The following is a 17,375-nucleotide window of genomic DNA, read 5'->3' as shown; positions in this document are numbered from 1 at the left end:
CTTTCGGCCAACCGGCTGCTGCTATGAAGCGTCCAACCGCCATTGCCAAACGCCCTTCGCAACGCCGTGGCGGCGCCGCGGTGTGGCTGTTGGTGCTGGTAGGGCTGGCGAGCGCCGGAGGGTATGCGTGGTGGCGTTCGGTCGAGGCCCAGAAGGCCGCGGCGGCGATGACCGATGCGGTGCTCCACAAGGTGGACCGCCAGGACTTCTCGCTGCAGATCACCGAGCGCGGCGAGATCCAGTCGGCCGGCGGCGTCGAGGTGAAGTCCGAGGTGAAGACGCTCGGCGCCGCGGGGATCTCGATCCTGCGGATCATCCCCGAGGGGACGCAGGTCGAGCCCGGCGACTTTCTCGTGGAGCTCGATTCCTCGTCCTTGCAGAACGACCGCTTGCTGCAGCAGATCAACTTCAACACGGCCGAGGCCTCCGTCATCGAGGCGCAAAACCTCTACGACACGGCCGTCATCGCGGTGAAGGAGTACGTCAACGGCCTGTTCGTTCAAGAGAAGCAGACGATCGAGAGCGAGATCTTCGTGGCCGAGGAGGACCTCAGCCGGGCGAAGGAGTACGTCGAGTATAGCAAGCGGCTGGCGGGCAAGGGCTACGTTAGCGAGCTGCAATTGCAGGCCGACCGTTTCGCCGTCGAGAACGCCCAGAAGGCCCTCGATGCGGCCAAGACGAAGCTGATGGTGCTGGAAGACTACACCAGGGCGAAGACCGTCAAGACGCTCGAGTCCGACGCCGCGATCGCCCAGGCGAAACTCAAGTCGTTACAGAACAGCTACCAGCTGGAGAGCGACAAGCTCCGCGACATCGAGGACCAGATCGCCAAGTGCGTGATCACGGCGCCGGCCGCGGGGACCGTCATCTACGCCCACGGCGACCGGCCGCAGGGGGGCGGCGGTGGGGGCACCGAGTTTGTCGTGGAGGAGGGCGCTGCGATCCGCGAACGCCAGACGATCATCCGCTTGCCGGACGTGTCGTCGATGCAGGTGGTAGTGGATATCAACGAATCGCTGATCCAGCACGTCAAAGAAGGGATGCCGGCGGCGGTGAAGCTCGTTGGCGGCGACGGCAAAGTGCTGAAGGGCCGCGTATCGAAGGTCAACCAGTACGCCGAGCCGACAAACTGGCGCCGCGCGAACGTCAAGGACTACAAAGCCTACGTCGCCATCGAATCGGAGCCCGGCCAGCTCAAGACGGGCATGACGGCGAGCGTGACGATCAGCGCGATGTACGTCCCCGACTCGATCGTGACGCCGGTGCAGTCGGTCTACGCCCATGGCGACAAGCTCTATTGCTTTGTCCAGGAGGGCGATGCCGTTGTGCCGAAGGAGGTGACGGTTGGACCGACCAACGACCGCTTCTTCGTCGTCGAGTCGGGTCTCGATGTGAACGACGAGGTCGCTCTCAACCCGCGGGCGCTGGCGAGCCAGGTGGCGCTGCCGGAGATCTCCGCCGACGAGAAGCAGCAAGCGGTCGATAACGGCGCCGACTGGCGGAAGCTCCAAGAAGAGCAACAAGAGCCAAAGCCCGCCGCCACGGCCTCCGCCGGTGAAAGAACAACCGCGGCGAAGACGTCGAAATCAACCGCCGGCGTAGGGCAGGGCGGATGACAGCCTCGGCAGCAGCTCCCCCGCCACGCAGCGATACGCGGCTTGCGGTCAGCATCCGTGACCTCAAGAAGGAGTACGTGCTGGCCGGCGGCACGGTGCACGCGCTGCGAGGCGTGTCGTTCGACGTTCCCAATGGTGACTTCGTTTCGATCATGGGGCCGAGCGGTTCGGGCAAGAGCACGCTGCTGAACCTGCTGGGCTGCCTCGACCGGCCGACGGCGGGCGAGTTCTTCCTGGGGCCCGACAACGTGGCCCGGATGAGCGACGACGAGCTCGCCGACGTCCGCGCCACCCGGCTGGGCTTTGTCTTCCAGTCGTTCAACCTGCTGCCGGCGTTGACCGTCGTGGAGAACATCGAGCTTCCGCTGCACTACAGCGGCCGCTTTGGCGTCGAGAGTCGTCACCGCTGCGAAGAGCTAGCCGGGAAGGTAGGCCTGGGCGACCGCCTCGATCACCGCCCGATGCAGCTCTCCGGCGGCCAACAGCAACGCGTGGCGATCGCCCGCAGCTTGGTGAACGATCCGTGGTTTCTGTTGGCGGACGAACCGACCGGAAACCTCGACACGTCCACGACGCGCGAAATCCTTGGCCTGCTAACGGGCCTCAACCAAGAGGGCCGCACGATCATCCTTGTCACGCACGAACCCGAGGTAGCCGACCTGACGAAGCGCACCGTGGTGCTGCGAGACGGCCGCGTCGTCTACGACGGCCCGCCCGACGGCAGCCGCGCGGCGCTGGAGTCGAGCCGGCAGGTTTAACTCTTTGGAAGAAGAATGGGACGCGGATAAACGCGGATTGAAAGGATGGACGCTGATAGGTTTTTTTCTATTTGCGTCCATCCTTTCAATCCGCGTTCATCTGCGTTCCATTCGTATGCAGTAAGTTAATGGCTAGCCCCAGTTTTATCGCGTCTTTCGCTCGCTGGCGCCGTACGGTGGCGCTCAGTGTGAAGAGCCTGTTATTGCATCCGATGCGCAGTGGGCTGACGGTGCTGGGCATTTTGATCGGCGTGCTAAGCGTTGTGTGGCTGCTGGCGATTGGTGAGGGGATCAGCCAGGCTTCGCAGGAGCAGATCGCTTCGCTCGGCGCGAAGAACATCATCGTTCGCACGGTGAAGCCCACCGGCGACGACTATGACGGCGCGGGGTACGGCGTCACACGCGACGACTATGTGAAGCTACAAACGACGCTCTCGACGCTCGAGTCGGCGGTGCCGATCCGCGAGATGAGTTGCGAGTTCCGCGTCGGCCGGCGGGCGCTCGAGGGGCGGCTCGTGGGCGTGACGCCCGAGTACCGTGAGATCGCGAGGCTGAACCTCAGCGCGGGGCGGTTCCTCTCCGACGGCGATGGCCTTACCGAGCGCAACCACTGCGTCATCTCGGGAGAGGTGGCCGACACGCTCTACCCGACCGGCAATGCGATCGGCGAGTTGATCCAGGTCGATCACGAGTTCTACGAGGTCGTCGGCGTTTGCGAGCCGCGGTCCGCTTCGGCGGGGATCGGCGGCTCGCTGGCGGCGGAGGATTATTCGAAGGACGTCTACATCCCGCTGCAAACCATGTGGCGACGCCTGGGCGATCAGATCATTCAGATCACGCCGGGCCAGTTCCGCCGCGACTTGATCCAGTTGTCGCAGGTGACGCTGCGCGTCGCCGAGGCGGACGACGTGCTGCCGACGGCGGACCTCGTGCGCGAGACGATCGCCGGCGACCACCCGCTAGTGGACTACGCCGTCACGGTGCCGATGGAGCTGCTCGAACAGGCGAACACGACGCGGCTGATGTTCATGCTGCTGCTGGGGCTGATCGCGGCGATCTCGCTGGTGGTTGGCGGCATCGGCATCATGAACATCATGCTCGCCACCGTCACCGAGCGGACGCGCGAGATCGGCATCCGCCGCGCGCTAGGCGCCAAGCGACGCGACATCGTCGGGCAGTTTCTGACCGAGAGCGTGGTGCTGTCGATCGTTGGCGGCGGGCTAGGCGTTATCGGCGGGCTCTTTTGCCGGCCGGTAGCGGTGGGTCTGCGTTACCAGCTCGAACGCTGGATTCCCGAGCAGATGGCGGCGGTGCCGGACCTGGTGCGCAATGTCGAGCCGCAGGTCGTGCCGTGGTCGATCCCCCTGTCGCTTGGGATCTCGGTGGTTGTCGGCGTGGCGTTCGGGGTTTACCCTGCGATCCGTGCGGCGCGGCTCGATCCGATCGAAGCATTGCGGCACGACTGAAGTCTTATCTGATTGCGCACGTCCGGTGACCTTAGAGAAGAGCGTGCGCGGGTCTTCACACGCTCTTCACGCGCGGCGGTTAGCCTTCGCGCAGGCCCGTGGTTTGTCACTCAAGGATCACCGCATGACTCGCTTGGTTCTGGTTGCACTTGTCTTCATGGATGCGGCAGGGCTGAACGCCGCCGAGTTGCAGACGCTCGATAAGTCGAATTACGACTTGCTCGTCCCTGATGGAAAAGAAGTCGACGCCATCCATGGCGACTTTGTCTTGCAGAACGACAAGATAATCGCCGTCATCGGAGCGCCGGGACCCGAGCGTGACGCCAACTTGACCGTCCACAACGTCGGCGGTGGCGTCATCGATCTCACCGAGCGTGACACGCAGAGCGATCAGCTAAGCTGTTTTTATCCTGGCGGCGGCGGTTTTAAGTTTAAGAAGCGGATCGACTGGCCCGCCGAATGGGGCAAGCCCGCCGACGGCGCGGCGACAATTGCCTTCGAAGGCGAGGCAACGGCTAAGAACCAGAAGGGGCTCGTCCACCGAGTCGGCTACGAACTGCGCGATGGCGAAACGTTCGTCCGTGTCGTTTCGACACTAAAGAACGACGGTGAGGAATCGGTAAAGGCGCCGCTACGCGATGGGTGGCGGCTCGATGGGGAGTTCAAGTTCGGCGCGATCGAGGGGATCGACCTCGTCTGGGGCCACGACCTCTTCTGGCGGCAGGCGTACGGCGTGCAGTCGGAGGAGGGCGTCACGCTCCGGACTTTGGAGATGCAAGAGCCACGCCGGCCGCGGCAGTTCGAGTACGGAGTCGCAGGCCGTGACGAATCGGGAACGCTCGCCGCGGGTGACTCGGTCACTTGGCGTCGCTGCTTGATCCCGGCGGCGGACAGCTTGGCCGTGCAGGCGACCGCGTATGCGATGCGGGACGAGGATTTGGCGACGGGGAAACTCACCGTAACCGACGGCGTCGATCCGGTCGCCAACGCGCTCGTGACCGTCCGGCAAGACAACCAAGTCGTCGGCTACTTGTTGACCGACGCCCAGGGTGGGGCGGTTTCGCAGGCGCCGGCGGGTGAGTACGCCGTCACCATCTCGGCGGAGGGGCACGGCTCAATGACGCATGAGGGGTCTCTCGAAGCGAATCCCGACGAGATCGACGCCGAATGGACGGTCCCTTTGAAGCGGGCGGGATACGCCGAGGCGACGATCACCGACGGCGCCGGCAGGGCGATTCCCGTCAAGGTGCAGTTCACCGGCCTCGACGGCGCGAAGTCGCCGGACTTCGGGCCGGAGTCGGCCGAGCGGGGCGTCAAGAATGTGCAGTACACGCCCGACGGGCGGTTCCGCTGCAAACTGGCGCCCGGGCGTTACAAGTGGGTCGCGAGCTACGGGCCCGAGCACGACGCCGCCTATGGCGAGATCACCGTCGAGGCGGGCGAGACGGCGACGATCGCCGCGAAGTTGCCGCGGACCGTGGACACCACCGGTTGGCTCTCAAGCGAGTTGCACAGCCACAGCAGCCCGTCGGGCGACAACACGGCGAGTCAGGCGGGGCGGGTGCTTAACCTGCTGGACGAGCACCTGGAGTTCTGCCCCTGCACCGAACACCAGCGGATCGACGTGTACGACCAGCACTTGGCGGCGTTCGACGCACAACATCGGATGCTGACGTGCCCCGGCATGGAGCTGACCGGCCAACCGTTGCCGCTAAACCACCAGAACGCCTTCCCGCTTAAGCATCATGTCCATGAGCAAGACGGCGGCGGGCCGCAGACCGACCCGAATCCCGTGACGCAGATCAAGCGGCTAGCGGAGTGGGACGACAAGTCCGAGAAGCTGGTGCAGTCGAACCACCCGAACACGGCCCAGATGGTCGGTGACCGCGACCTCAACGGCGAGCCCGATGAAGGTTTTGAGGCGATGTTCGGCTACATGGACGTGCAAGAGATTCACCCGCCAGAGCTGATCTTCGACCCTCTCGGCGAGCGTGGCGACCCCAACAGCGGCGTCGGCAACGGCGGCTGGGACAATCGCGGCAATGCGATCCAGAATTGGCTACAGCTGCTCAACCTGGGCTACCGGGTCACCGGCGTTGTGAACACCGACGCTCATTACAACTTCCACGGCAGCGGCTGGATGCGGAACTGGGTCCGCAGCTCGACCGACGACCCGGCGGAGGCTTCCGTGATGGAACTGGTGCATGAGTTCGAGCACGGCCACGTGGTGGTCTCTAACGGCCCGTTCATGAGCGTCACGGCCCGCTCCGCCGCTCAGGACCGTCGCGCGCTCCCTGGCGATGACCTCCGCACGAAGGACGGCAAAGCAACGCTCCGCATCGTTGTCCGCTGCCCGAACTGGATGGAGATCAACCGCGTGCAGCTGTTCATCAACGGCCGACCCGACCCCGAGCACAACTACACGGTGCGTTCGCACGGCGACTGGTTCGGCCGCGGGACCGAAGTTTTTGACCGGGAGATCGAGGTCGAGCTCGAGGAGGACGCCCACTTGGTCGTCGCCTGCTGCGGCGAGGGGCGGTCGATCGGGCCGATGTACGGCGTTCCCGAGGGCAAGACCGAGTGGGGCCGGGGGATGCCCGTAGCGGTCGCCAACCCGGTGTTTGTCGATACCAACGGAGACGTCGACGGGGACGGCGTCGTGTTCGAGCCCAACGGCGACGACCTGGGCCTGCCCTTGCCCCGCCTCGAGGGCCGTAGGCCCTCACACGGGCACGATCACCCGAACCACCACCATACGCACTAACCGGTGGCTGGAGGCCCGTAGCGTGCCTGCAGGGGCCTCTGGCGCGGTCATCCGGGCGAGGGCTAAAAAGAAAGCCGCCGGCTGCCGCCGGCGGCTGAGAGTTGAGGGGGCGTGGAGGTTTCGCTGGTCGCGAATCCGACGCCTCGAATCTAGTGGGCAGAGGCGGGATCGAACCGCCGACACCAGCATTTTCAGTGCTGTGCTCTACCAACTGAGCTATCTGCCCGCACCACAGACTTACGAGTTTAGCTCCCGCCGCCGCCGTGTAAACGGGGAGGGCGGGCGCCACCAGCCGAGTGTGCCGCGGATTACGCCGGTCGCAGCGTTTCTGCGGTTTCTCGGCGCCAGCGGTTGACCCACGGCAGGGCTTCGATCGCAATAGCCACGACTTCCTTCGACTACTTAGATCCTCCGAGGTTCGTTTCGATGACGCCGATTTGCTGGAACCGCTACTGGCACGCCATCGCCCTGCTGATCGTCCTGGGGGCGTCGCCCGTTTGGGGGCACCCCAACCACGACGAGCCGCCGCGCGTTTACCCGTCGGTCGAGCAGTTCCGGCCCACGCCGCTGCCGGACCGGGTGGTGGTCAGCTGGAGCGAGGACCCCGCGACAACGTTCGACGTCACGTATCGGACCGACCCGGCGACGACGCCGACGGTCTGCCAGTGGATCGCCGCCAGCGAGATCCTCGGTGACCACAACAAGGGCGACATCCCCGAGGCGGCTACGCTCGAAGGGACGAGCGAGTCGTTCACCAGCGACCTCGGCGAAGCCCGCGTCCACACGGTGAAGCTCCGCGGCCTCGAGCCGAAGACGCGTTACGCTTACCGCGTCGGCGACGGCGCCAACTGGAGCGAGTGGCACCACGTCACCACCGCTAGCCGTGTCAAAGCCGGTGATGAAGTCGAGCCCTTCGAGTTCCTCTACTTCGGCGACGCCCAGAATGCTGTTAGGGCGCTGTGGTCGCGGGTGCGGCGTGAGGCCCACGCCGAGGCGCCGCGGGCCGCGTTCGCGCTGCACGCCGGCGACTTGATCAACCACCACAAGTCCGACGCCAACTGGGGCGAGTGGCACGGCGCCGCCGGCTGGCTCAACGCCACGGTGCCGACGGTCGCGGTTCCCGGCAATCACGAGTACCACGTCCGCGACCTGAAGCCGACGGTGTCGGACCATTGGCGGCCGCAGTTCTCGTTCCCGACCAACGGGTTGAAGGGGCTCGAGGAGACGAGCTATTGGTTCGACTACCAGGGCGCGAGGTTCGTCGCCCTCAACTCGAACGAGCGGCAGGAAGAGCAGGCCGAGTGGCTCGACCGGTTGCTCACCGACGAGCCCAAGACGCGGTGGACCGTCGTCACATTCCACCACCCAATCTTCTCGGCCGCGAAGAACCGCGACAACCCGACGCTCCGGGCGATGTGGAAGGCCGTCTTCGACAAGCACGGCGTTGATCTGGCGCTAACAGGCCACGATCACACCTACGCCCGCAGCGGCCTCGGCGGACCGACCGATGATGAGCTGGTGGGGACCGAGAATGTCGGCGAGGGCCTCCGCGGCAAGGTGGGCAAGACGGTCTACGTCGTCAGCGTCAGCGGCCCGAAGATGTACCCGTTGGGCGACGCCTGGGAGGTAAGCCGCAACGCCAGCGGCTTGCAGCTCTACCAGGTGATTGGCGTCGATCAGGACGCGATCCGCTACCAGGCCTTCAGCGCCGCGGGCGACCTCTACGACGCCTTTACGCTGCACAAGAACGCGGATGGCGAGGTCGATCTCGAAGAGCAGACGCCGCCTACGCCCCCCATTCACAAATAATCGTATTCGACAGACTCAGTCCGCCATCACGAACTGGCCGTTGATGTCGTAGAACGGCCCGCAAGGCTTACATTTGCGGATCGTGCAGACGACCCGGATCTGTTTGCCGCCGACCTGCGTGGCGTTCCAGCAGAGAGCCAGGTACTCGGCGTTGGTGGCGCGGGTGTGCAGCAGCCGCACGCCCCCTTCGGAGAGGTCGCGTAACGCGAGCTTGAAGGGGTCGCCGATGCGTTTCCACAAGCGATCAACAGGCACGGCCACGGCCGTCGTGAAGCAAGTGACTCGGTCGCTGTTGCGACCGGGGTGGCTTGGCATTGCCGACCCGTCGGCCTTGTCGTTCTCCATGACCTCCGATTCCGCCATCCGGCGAATGAATTCGCGGATGGCGCGCGGCGGGTCGGGGAGTTCATGGTGGACTTCGAACACGCTGTCGAGGCGGTCACCACCCAGTTCGGTGAGTTCGACCAGTGAGGCCTCGACTTGCTGGAGGAGGTTGAACTTCTTGAGGTTGGCTTTCTTGGGCGGGCCGACGACGGACTTCATCTGCTGTTGCCGGCCCTGTTCGATGACGGCCTGAAGCTTCATCGCGAGCACGTCGTAGTTCACGGGCTTCTGGACGACGTCCTTGACGCCCCGCATCATCAGGTCGCGCACCAAGCGGGGATCGGTCAAGGCCGTCAACACCATCACGCAGGGCGGCTTAGGTAGCTGCATGAGGTCGATGCACAACGAATGCCCGTGCTTGCGTGGCATCCGCAGGTCGGTGAGCACCGCGTCGTAGCTGGTCTTGGAAACGAGCTGCACCGCCTCCTCCCCGTCGGAGACCACGTCACACTGGAAGCCATGCGCCGTGAGCGCACGACGCGTCAGGTCGCGGACCTGAGGCTCGTCATCGACGATCAGAATGTGGTTGTTCGGTTGGGACATGCTCGTGCGCGGTCAACTCACGAAGTGCTCTCCCAGGGGCGCCAGTGCGACGTCTTCAGTGGCGGTCGCGAGCGGCAAGTAGAGGTCGAACCGTGTCCCCTCGCCGGGGGCGCTGTCGATCGTGATGGCGCCGCCTGCTTCGGCGACACAATTAGCGACCATCGCCAGCCCCAGTCCGGTTCCTTCACTCGGCCCTTTGGTGGTGAAGAAAGGCTGGAATATCCGCTGTTGGATCGCCTCGGGTATGCCGTCGCCGGTGTCGGAGACCGACAGGCGGACATAGCTCTGGTCCGAAAACACACCCACGTTGGGTGTTACCCCGTTCGGCGCCGTGGTTAGCGCCGTCTGAAGCAGCAACTCGCCACCGCCGGACATCGCGTCACGAGCGTTGATACACAGGTTGAGCAGCGCCTGGCGGATCGCGGATTCGTTGACGCCCGCCTCCGGCATTCCGTCGCGAACATCGGCAAGGATGCGGATGTTTTCGCCAATGATCGGACGCAACAACAGCTTGGTGGCAAGCACCGTGTCGCTGATGTCCGCGCTGCGACTTTCTCCGTCTGGGGAGCGTGTGAATTGAAGCAGACGTGACGCCAATTCAGCTGCGCGATCGGTCGCTTGTAGCGCCGCCTCTAGGTCTTGGCGGGGCTCGCTTTCTGCTGGCAACGCGTCCCGCGCGAAACTGACGTAGCCGTGAATGATCTGCAATACGTTGTTGAATTCGTGCGCGACACCAGCGGCGAGACGATTGATCGTCTCCATCCGCTGATGGGTATAGTCAGCCGGCGGGGGGCCGAGTTTGTTGGTCACAGTGGAGCATTAAAGACGTTGAACTACGGATTGTTGTCGCCGGCAAAAATACTTCGCTCAGTAGCCCCATGCCTCCCGCTTCGCGGCATTCCACACGCCAACTTTGGTTTGCTCTTGGATGGCGCAATACACCAGGAATGCTTTCTAGACCAGATAGTCCGAAAGCTCTGGATAGTCCGACGGAGAAGCCCCTCTTCGCGAACCGCATTTTTTCGGTAGTTACCGATGCGAAGCCGTCCAAGCTTCGGTTTTCGACCTACCTTTGGTGGTTGCCCGACCGCACAGCCGGAGGGTGAAAGGCCAGGCGCCAAATGCCACCGACAGCTACGCCTAGAGAAGCGGAAGAATGTTCCTAATTGCATCCGGCAGCGCGATGTTAATCGTAGTGAATCTGGTGTTTGCTGCGATCGCGCTTGCCGTGGGTTTTGCCGCCGGTGCTTGGGTGTGCGGTGGGGCCAAGGCGCCGATAACACCGTCCGTTGAAAACCCGGCAATCGACAGTGACCGCACCGAAGAGTTAAAGCTTCAGCAACTCATCATGGAACGAACCATGATGGCTAGTGATCGACTCCGCGACCTCGCTGCGAGCGTCGCCACGGACGTGGACGCTCACACCGCCAATATCGGCGCTATCGAGGCGCAACTCAGCAGCCAGAAGTCAGACGGGAGCGCGAGTTCCGACGCGGTTTTCGCCGCTCTCACCCAGATCGAGCAGGCAAACCACGATCTCCAATCGAAGCTCGCACGGGCGGAAGAGCAGATTCAGTCGCAAGCCGCCCTCATCCGTACGCACGAGTCCGAGGCCCGTACCGACTCCTTGACGGGGCTGGCCAACCGTCGCGCGTTCGACGACGAGATCAACCGCCGGTTCGCCGAGTGGGAACGCCGCGGAACCCCGTTCTCGCTGCTGATCCTCGACGTCGATCACTTTAAAGCGTTCAACGACACCCACGGACATCAAGCCGGAGACGAGGTTCTTCGCAATGTCGCCAAGGCGATCAACGGATGCGTGCGGGAAATGGACTTGGCATGTCGTTACGGTGGGGAAGAGTTCGCCGTTGTAATGCCGACCACCGAATCGGCCGACGGATGCGTCCTTGCCGAGCGGGTCCGAACGGCGATTGAGGCGTTGGTGGTGCCATTCGAGGGCAAAAAACTGTCCGTCACGGCTAGCGTTGGGCTCGCGGGCATCGCCGTCGAGGACAAGCTCGGGGGCCTAGTGAAGCGGGCCGACGAAGCCCTTTACGCGTCGAAAGACGCCGGCAGAAACAACGCCCACCGTCATACAGGCGTTTCTTGCGTGCCGATCAAGAACGCCAAGGACGTGGCGTCGAAGGGACCTGCTGGCCCCCCGGACCTGGGGATCGACGCCTTGCCAAACCGGACCCGCTTCCTGGAGATCCTGCGGACCGAGATCCGGACGTCGCAGGAGGATCGCACGCCGCTCTCTCTGTTGACGGCGCGTTTCGATGGCTACACGAAGCTTGAGCAAGAATACGGCGACGCGGTCGCCAAGCTCACCCTCGATTCGGTCGCTCAGTTTCTCGATAGCGCCTTGGATGGGGAGGAGCGGCTCGGACGCATCAATGACTTCACTTTTGTCGCCATTCTGCCGGAACACAGCCGACAACAGGCGGACGAGGTGGGTGACCGAATCAACACGGCTTTAGCGAAGTGCGCCGTCCCGCTGGGCGAACAGGAGCTGAATCTCACGACCACAATGGCGGCCACCGAAATGACCAGCGACGACACGGCGGTGTCTTTGATGGCCCGGGCCGAAGAGGGCGCCGGGATCGAGGTCCCGGCGTCTTTGGCGATGGCGTAAGTAGCCACAACGTGTGCGTGCCAACGGCGTACGAGCAAACCGTGGGCCGGCGAAAACGACGTGAAATCCCGGGGAAACAGCCGACCGCAGAAAAATCCGCTGGCGCCCCCTTGTTCTCTCTCAAGGGTCCAGTAACATTCTGCCGAAGTTGGTTGTCCGAAGTCGCTTGTGACACTTCACTTGCGGCGAGGACGTCCAGCGAGCGGCTCTGGAAGGCCCAAGGCGACACCCGCCCGGCCAACCGAAAAAAATCCTGAAAACGCCCCTTGGCAAGCTTTCAGGACTCGGTTAAATTTCCGAGCTCGCAACTGACGGAGCGAACGAAGTAGTCAGCAGCAGGGCGGCTCAATGGCCTCTAGGCTGTGGCCGCCAATCAGGCTGGCTTCTTCGTGCGTCCCGTCGCGATGCGACGCTGTGATGTAGACCTCGGCAGGCTGTGGCCGGGCCAACGCAAGTTGGCGATCTTTGACAATTTGGCTTGAGCAAGAGTGGCATCTTAAATGAGGGCGACTCAGCTGCTGCGGTCCCAAGGGGGCTGTTGGCGGTCCTTCGGGGCCGTCGGCGAACCTGCGATCTGCTGCCAGGTGAGTTGTCCTTGTCGAGCACCTCGCTCTTCTGTCGCAAGCGGTTTTCTAGCCCGCGAGCGGCAGCAGGGCAATGAAGAAGCGTTACTCGCTGTTAGTCTTCGCCGACTAGCAGCATAGATAGCTAGCATTCTTCGCTCGCCGATGGATAGCTGGTTCGCTTGCGAATCAGCGACGCCTGGAGCGTTCGATTAATGTGGCCAAGCTATTAAGAGCGTATGGGGGATGTCTTGGCATCAGGTGGCGATAATGGGCGTGAAAGTCTGCGAAATGCTCGGGGGAGTTGACAAATAAACAGTGATCCCGAGATTCCCTAGCAAACGCGGAGAACTGAAACATCTAAGTACCCGCAGGAAGAGAAAGAAAAATCGATTTCCTCAGTAGCGGCGAGCGAACGGGAAACAGCCCAAACCGTCGAGGTTTCCTCGGCGGGGTTGTAGGGCCCTTCACATGAGAGTCACAAATCTATCTGGAAGCAGAAGTCCTTGGAAAGGGACGCCGCAGAGGGTGACAGCCCCGTAAGCGACTCCGGATAGACTCTCGAGGGGTACCTGAGTAGGTCGGGTCACGTGAAACCCCGACTGAATCCACGGGGACCATCCCGTAAGGCTAAACACAACCTGATGACCGATAGTGAACTCAGTATGGCGACTGAAAGATGAGAAGAACCCCTTCTAGGGGAGGTATGTGAACCTGAAACCATACGCTTACAAGCGGTCGGAGCACTATTTTAATGTGTGACGGCGTGCCTTTTGCATAATGATCCGGCGAGTTACCGTTTGCGGCTTGGTTAAGGCCTTACGGGCCGAAGCCTCAGGGAAACCGAGTCTTAATAGGGCGAAATTGTCGCGGGCGGTAGACGCGAAACCTAGTGATCTACCCATGAGCAGGTTGAAGCGCGGGTCATACCGCGTGGAGGACCGAACCCACTTGGGTTGAAAACCGAGGGGATGACTTGTGGGGAGGAGTGAAAGTCTAATCAAACTAGGAGATATCTCGTTCTCTCCGAAATGCCTTTAGGGGCAGCGTCGAGCCACTATCTACCGGGGGTAGAGAGACTGATTTGGTTTGGGGCCCTTCGCGGGGTACCCTGCTGAACCAAACTCCGAATACCGGTAAAACTATCTCGGCAGTGAGTCCGCGGGGGATAAGCTCCGCGGTCGAGAGGGAAACAACCCAGACTACCTGCTAAGGTCCCGAAGTCGTGCTAAGTCACTAAGGAAGTTGAATTGCTGTGACAACCAGGATGTTGGCTTAGAAGCAGCCATCATTTAAAAAGTGCGTAACAGCTTACTGGTCGAGCAGTTCTGCGCCAATAATGAACGGGAGTAAGTACGACACCGAAGCAGTAGATTTATGGTAGGAGAGCGCCGCTGAGCAGATACAAGCCGTACCGGAAGGAGCGGTGTTGGGTTCAGCGGGTGATTATGCCGGAATGAGTAACGATAAGGCAGGTGAGAATCCTGCCCGCCGAAAGCCTAAGGTTTCCTGGGGTAGGTAATTCCGCCCAGGGTTAGCCGGAGCCTAAGTCGAGGCCGAAAGGCGTAGACGATGGACAGCAGGTTAATATTCCTGCGCCGGTTCTGTGGACCGAAGAGGGGACGGCGTTTGGATCGCGAGGGGACTGTTAGAAATGTCCCTGGCCGCAAGGCTAACCCCGTTTACGATGGGTATGTCGCGTGAAGGACGTCCAAGAAAAGCCTCGTAGGGTTGAAGCAGACCGTCCGTACTAAAACTGACACAGGTAGGCGAGACGAGTAGTCTAAGGCGCTCGGGAGAACATTGGTTAAGGAACTCTGCAAATTGATCCCGTAAGTTCGCGATAAGGGATGCCTACGCGAGTAGGCCACAGTAAATCGGTTCCAGCGACTGTTTATCAAAAACACAGGACTCTGCTAACACGCAAGTGGATGTATAGAGTCTGACGCCTGCCCGGTGCTGGTAGGTTAAGGTAAGAGGTTAGTTATATTTATATAGCGAAGCTTTTGACCGAAGCCCCAGTAAACGGCGGCCGTAACTATGACGGTCCTAAGGTAGCGAAGTTCCTTGTCGGGTAAGTTCCGACCTGCATGAAAGGCGTAACGACTGGAATACTGTCTCAACCAATGACCCGGTGAAATTGTAGTCGTGGTGAAGATGCCACGTTCCCGCAGCTAGACGGAAAGACCCCGTGAACCTTTACTGTAGGCTGATATTGGGCTCGTGTATTGACTGTGTAGGATAGGTGGGAGGCTTCGAACCTCGGGCGCCAGCTCGAGGGGAGCCGTTGGTGAAATACCACCCTTTTAATGCATAAGTTCTAACGCTGATTCCTGTGAAACCAGGCAGCGGACAGTGTCAGTTGGGCAGTTTGACTGGGGCGGTCTCCTCCTAAAGAGTAACGGAGGAGCCCAATTGGTACCCTCAGCCTGGTTGGCAATCAGGCATCGAGCGTAAAGGTAGAAGGGTGCTAAACTGCGAGACTGATAGGTCGAGCAGGTACGAAAGTAGGGCTTAGTGATCCGGTGGTCCCGCATGGAAGGGCCATCGCTCAACAGATAAAAGGTACTCCGGGGATAACAGGCTTATCGCTCCCGAGCGTCCATAGCGGCGGAGCGGTTTGGCACCTCGATGTCGGCTCATCACATCCTGGGGGTGGAGAAGCTCCCAAGGGTTTGGCTGTTCGCCAATGAAAGTGGTACGTGAGCTGGGTTCAGACCGTCGTGAGACAGGTCGGTCCCTATCTACTGTGGGCGCACGAAACTTGAGAGGGTTCTTCTTTAGTACGAGAGGATTTAGAAGGACGTCCCTCTGGTGTTCCTGTTGTCGCGCTAGCGGCACGGCAGGATAGCTAAGGACGGAACGGATAAACGCTGAAGGCATCTAAGCGTGAAGCCCGCCTCAAGATTAGGTTTCGTAGGTCAATGACCGAAAGTCCCCTGGGAGACGACCAGGTTGATAGGCCGGATGTGTAAGCACAGTAATGTGTTCAGCTGACCGGTACTAACGGACGAACGTTTGGCCACATTAATCAAACGCTTCAAGCGTGCGAGAGACGCGTCACAGCGATGTGACCGTCAGTCGCTCTTGCTCAAGTCATGTCAAAAATTGACACAGCCATATTCGCCGCGTAAGCGGTGAGGCGTGATCGGTCTAACCGCCGATCACGGCTTTCTGGCGACCATATCCGAAAGGAAATACCTGTTCCCATTCCGAACACAGTAGTCAAGCTTTCGGAGCCGATGATAGTGCCTACCAGTGCGAAAGTAGGTATCGCCAGTTTTTAAAACCTTCCCGGGCTTCGGCCCGGGGAGGTTTTTTTATGCGCCGACCGTAACTCGCTGTCTCTCTTACTCGTCACTTTTTGTAGCGAGTTTCCCGCGGGGTGTCACAGACCCGTGGGCTTCTACGTCTAATTGGTGATCCCTGGCGCCTTGGCGCGGGGAAAGCGCCCGATCATGGGCGATCACCGATGCGTTTTCATTGTCTTGGAGGAGAACTCTGATGAACCGATGCCGCCTCTTTTCCTTATTGGTTGGCCTCGTTCTAGCAGTATCGATGGCGCCCAGGGACATGCAGGCAGAAGAGCATGACCCGGTAACGACAGACAATCTCGCCGCGCTGCAGGAGTTTGAGGCGACCTACGGCTATGACACTGCTTACCTCCGGCAGTTGGCGGAGGAATCGCCCGGCGCCTACGAGGTGTTCACCCAAGCGGAGGGGATGTCGGCTTATCGAAGGGCGCTCCCGCTCGAGGCCCACTATGTCGCCCGCATTGCGACGATGCTCGAGGAAGATTGCGGCCCCTGCACCCAATTGAATCTACGGATGGCTATTGCGGCGGGAGTCGAGCGGAGCACGCTTAATTTGCTGCTTCATAGCCCGGAGAAGCTCCCCAGCCATCTGCGGGATGTCCGGGACCACTCACGGGCGATCGTTGGCGCCGGCGAAGTCACACCTGAACGCGTCAAACGCCTCCGAGCCCACTATGGCGACGAGGCCGTTGCTGAAATCGCGGTGGTAGTGATAGGTTCGCGCGTCTATCCAACGCTCAAGCGCGCCATGATAGCCGATCAGAAGTGCATCATCGGCGAGCTGAAGTTCTAGAGTGGGGTTCGCGTAGCCGTAGCTTCTGAACCGTGGGCGTTGTCCCTTGGAATGCAGCACCCAGTCGCCCTCCCCTCTGACGGCTAGCGCCCACGGCTCAGACGTTCTATCGTGGGAGCTGCTATAGGCATCGGCATTGCCCGCTCCCGACTTGCTGTCACGAGAGGCTCGTGCCCCCGGCGCCCATCGTGGTTCACTCTGCCTCGTTTCTACTGCGAGAGCTGCCCCGCGAAGCCCGCGGCTTCGAGGGCCGGCTGTTTCAGCGGGTCGGTGAACTTCACCGTCGAGATCTCTTCAAACGGGATGACGATGAATCGTCCACCGAGCGAGTCCGGGCTCACCCGCTCAAGCAGCAAGAAGTCGCCGCGCATCATGAAAGCCTTGAATGGCGAGGCCTCGTTGAGCTTCGTGATTAGGATGCCCCGCTTGGGGATCTGACTCGGCCATTCAGAGAAGAACGTTCGCCACGGGTGCTCGGCCAGCGCCTCCCCAGGAGCGGGCGCAGCCGGAACCGACGCCGTGGGTTTAGGTCCCGCGGCAGGCGCCGTGGGAAGCGGAGCCAGTTTGGCAGGCGATTGCCGCGACGCGGCGAGGGCTTCTGAGCGGGCAATCGCTGCCGCCGCTGCGTTGGTCGATGCCGAGGCTCTTGAGCTCGGCGGAGCAGGGTGGCTTGAGGGCGCTGCGGCGAGAAGTGTCGGGGGGGCGTTTAACGGCGTTGGTGCGTTCATGG

Annotated in this window: 10 protein-coding genes, 1 tRNA gene and 2 rRNA genes; 9 read left to right on the top strand and 4 right to left on the bottom strand. The window is 61.7% G+C overall.

The features are described from left to right. Positions 1-23: 23 nt before the first annotated feature. From Spa11_RS16470 to Spa11_RS16455, 4 genes are all read left to right on the top strand, one after another. Complete coding sequence (locus Spa11_RS16470; RefSeq protein WP_145114225.1) at positions 24-1,616, top strand: efflux RND transporter periplasmic adaptor subunit; 1,593 nt, start codon at positions 24-26, stop codon at positions 1,614-1,616. Further along, positions 1,613-2,374, top strand: a complete 762-nt coding sequence (locus Spa11_RS16465) for an ABC transporter ATP-binding protein (RefSeq protein ID WP_145114223.1) — start codon at positions 1,613-1,615, stop codon at positions 2,372-2,374. The genes Spa11_RS16470 and Spa11_RS16465 overlap by 4 nt, the downstream gene beginning before the upstream one ends. Positions 2,375-2,502: 128 nt before the next feature. Further along, a complete protein-coding gene (locus Spa11_RS16460) occupies positions 2,503-3,840 on the top strand; it encodes an ABC transporter permease (RefSeq protein ID WP_145114221.1) in 1,338 nt (445 codons plus the stop codon). Positions 3,841-3,964: 124 nt separating this feature from the next. Next, a complete protein-coding gene (locus Spa11_RS16455; RefSeq protein WP_145114219.1) occupies positions 3,965-6,604 on the top strand; it encodes a CehA/McbA family metallohydrolase in 2,640 nt (879 codons plus the stop codon). A 153-nt stretch (positions 6,605-6,757) separates the two neighbouring features. On the opposite strand, the gene Spa11_RS16450 is transcribed toward Spa11_RS16455, so the two are convergent. After that, positions 6,758-6,830, bottom strand: a tRNA-Phe gene (locus tag Spa11_RS16450). Between the two features lie 200 nt (positions 6,831-7,030). Here Spa11_RS16450 and Spa11_RS16445 point away from each other — a divergent pair. Then, positions 7,031-8,413 (top strand): purple acid phosphatase family protein, encoded by a 1,383-nt coding sequence (locus tag Spa11_RS16445; RefSeq protein ID WP_145114217.1) that lies wholly within the window; start codon positions 7,031-7,033, stop codon positions 8,411-8,413. A 15-nt stretch (positions 8,414-8,428) separates the two neighbouring features. On the opposite strand, the gene Spa11_RS16440 is transcribed toward Spa11_RS16445, so the two are convergent. Further along, positions 8,429-9,340 carry a response regulator gene (locus Spa11_RS16440; RefSeq protein ID WP_145114215.1) on the bottom strand — a complete coding sequence of 304 codons (912 nt, stop codon included), beginning with the start codon at positions 9,338-9,340 and terminating at the stop codon, positions 8,429-8,431. A gap of 12 nt (positions 9,341-9,352) precedes the next feature. After that, a complete protein-coding gene (locus Spa11_RS16435; protein ID WP_145114212.1) occupies positions 9,353-10,150 on the bottom strand; it encodes a sensor histidine kinase in 798 nt (265 codons plus the stop codon). A 346-nt stretch (positions 10,151-10,496) separates the two neighbouring features. Between Spa11_RS16435 and Spa11_RS16430 the strand changes: the two genes are divergently transcribed. The 4 genes from Spa11_RS16430 (at position 10,497) to Spa11_RS16415 (ending at position 16,645) form a co-directional block, all read left to right on the top strand. Then, positions 10,497-11,975 carry a GGDEF domain-containing protein gene (locus Spa11_RS16430; RefSeq protein ID WP_145114210.1) on the top strand — a complete coding sequence of 493 codons (1,479 nt, stop codon included), beginning with the start codon at positions 10,497-10,499 and terminating at the stop codon, positions 11,973-11,975. Between the two features lie 782 nt (positions 11,976-12,757). After that, a 23S ribosomal RNA gene (locus tag Spa11_RS16425) occupies positions 12,758-15,564 on the top strand. Between the two features lie 147 nt (positions 15,565-15,711). Then, positions 15,712-15,820 (top strand): 5S ribosomal RNA (gene rrf / locus Spa11_RS16420). Positions 15,821-16,042: 222 nt separating this feature from the next. After that, the gene (locus tag Spa11_RS16415; RefSeq protein WP_145114208.1) at positions 16,043-16,645 is read left to right on the top strand and encodes a carboxymuconolactone decarboxylase family protein; all 603 of its coding nucleotides are present in this window, start codon (positions 16,043-16,045) and stop codon (positions 16,643-16,645) included. A gap of 209 nt (positions 16,646-16,854) precedes the next feature. Here Spa11_RS16415 and Spa11_RS23040 read toward each other — a convergent pair whose 3' ends face one another. Further along, positions 16,855-17,019 carry a hypothetical protein gene (locus Spa11_RS23040; RefSeq protein WP_197529456.1) on the bottom strand — a complete coding sequence of 55 codons (165 nt, stop codon included), beginning with the start codon at positions 17,017-17,019 and terminating at the stop codon, positions 16,855-16,857. Positions 17,020-17,375: the final 356 nt, after the last annotated feature.

Origin of the sequence: Botrimarina mediterranea (genome assembly GCF_007753265.1) — a bacterium.
Classification (GTDB): domain Bacteria; phylum Planctomycetota; class Planctomycetia; order Pirellulales; family Lacipirellulaceae; genus Botrimarina; species Botrimarina mediterranea.
Note: the sequence above shows the minus strand (reverse complement) of the source record. Positions and strands in the feature narration are given on the sequence as shown.

Coding starts and splice junctions, on each gene's coding strand:
- Spa11_RS16470 (WP_145114225.1), top strand. CDS start 24: ATGAAGCGTCCAACCGCCATTGCCAAACGCCCTTCGCAACGCCGTGGC.
- Spa11_RS16465 (WP_145114223.1), top strand. CDS start 1,613: ATGACAGCCTCGGCAGCAGCTCCCCCGCCACGCAGCGATACGCGGCTT.
- Spa11_RS16460 (WP_145114221.1), top strand. CDS start 2,503: ATGGCTAGCCCCAGTTTTATCGCGTCTTTCGCTCGCTGGCGCCGTACG.
- Spa11_RS16455 (WP_145114219.1), top strand. CDS start 3,965: ATGACTCGCTTGGTTCTGGTTGCACTTGTCTTCATGGATGCGGCAGGG.
- Spa11_RS16445 (WP_145114217.1), top strand. CDS start 7,031: ATGACGCCGATTTGCTGGAACCGCTACTGGCACGCCATCGCCCTGCTG.
- Spa11_RS16440 (WP_145114215.1), bottom strand. CDS start 9,340: ATGTCCCAACCGAACAACCACATTCTGATCGTCGATGACGAGCCTCAG.
- Spa11_RS16430 (WP_145114210.1), top strand. CDS start 10,497: ATGTTCCTAATTGCATCCGGCAGCGCGATGTTAATCGTAGTGAATCTG.
- Spa11_RS16415 (WP_145114208.1), top strand. CDS start 16,043: ATGAACCGATGCCGCCTCTTTTCCTTATTGGTTGGCCTCGTTCTAGCA.
- Spa11_RS23040 (WP_197529456.1), bottom strand. CDS start 17,019: ATGATGCGCGGCGACTTCTTGCTGCTTGAGCGGGTGAGCCCGGACTCG.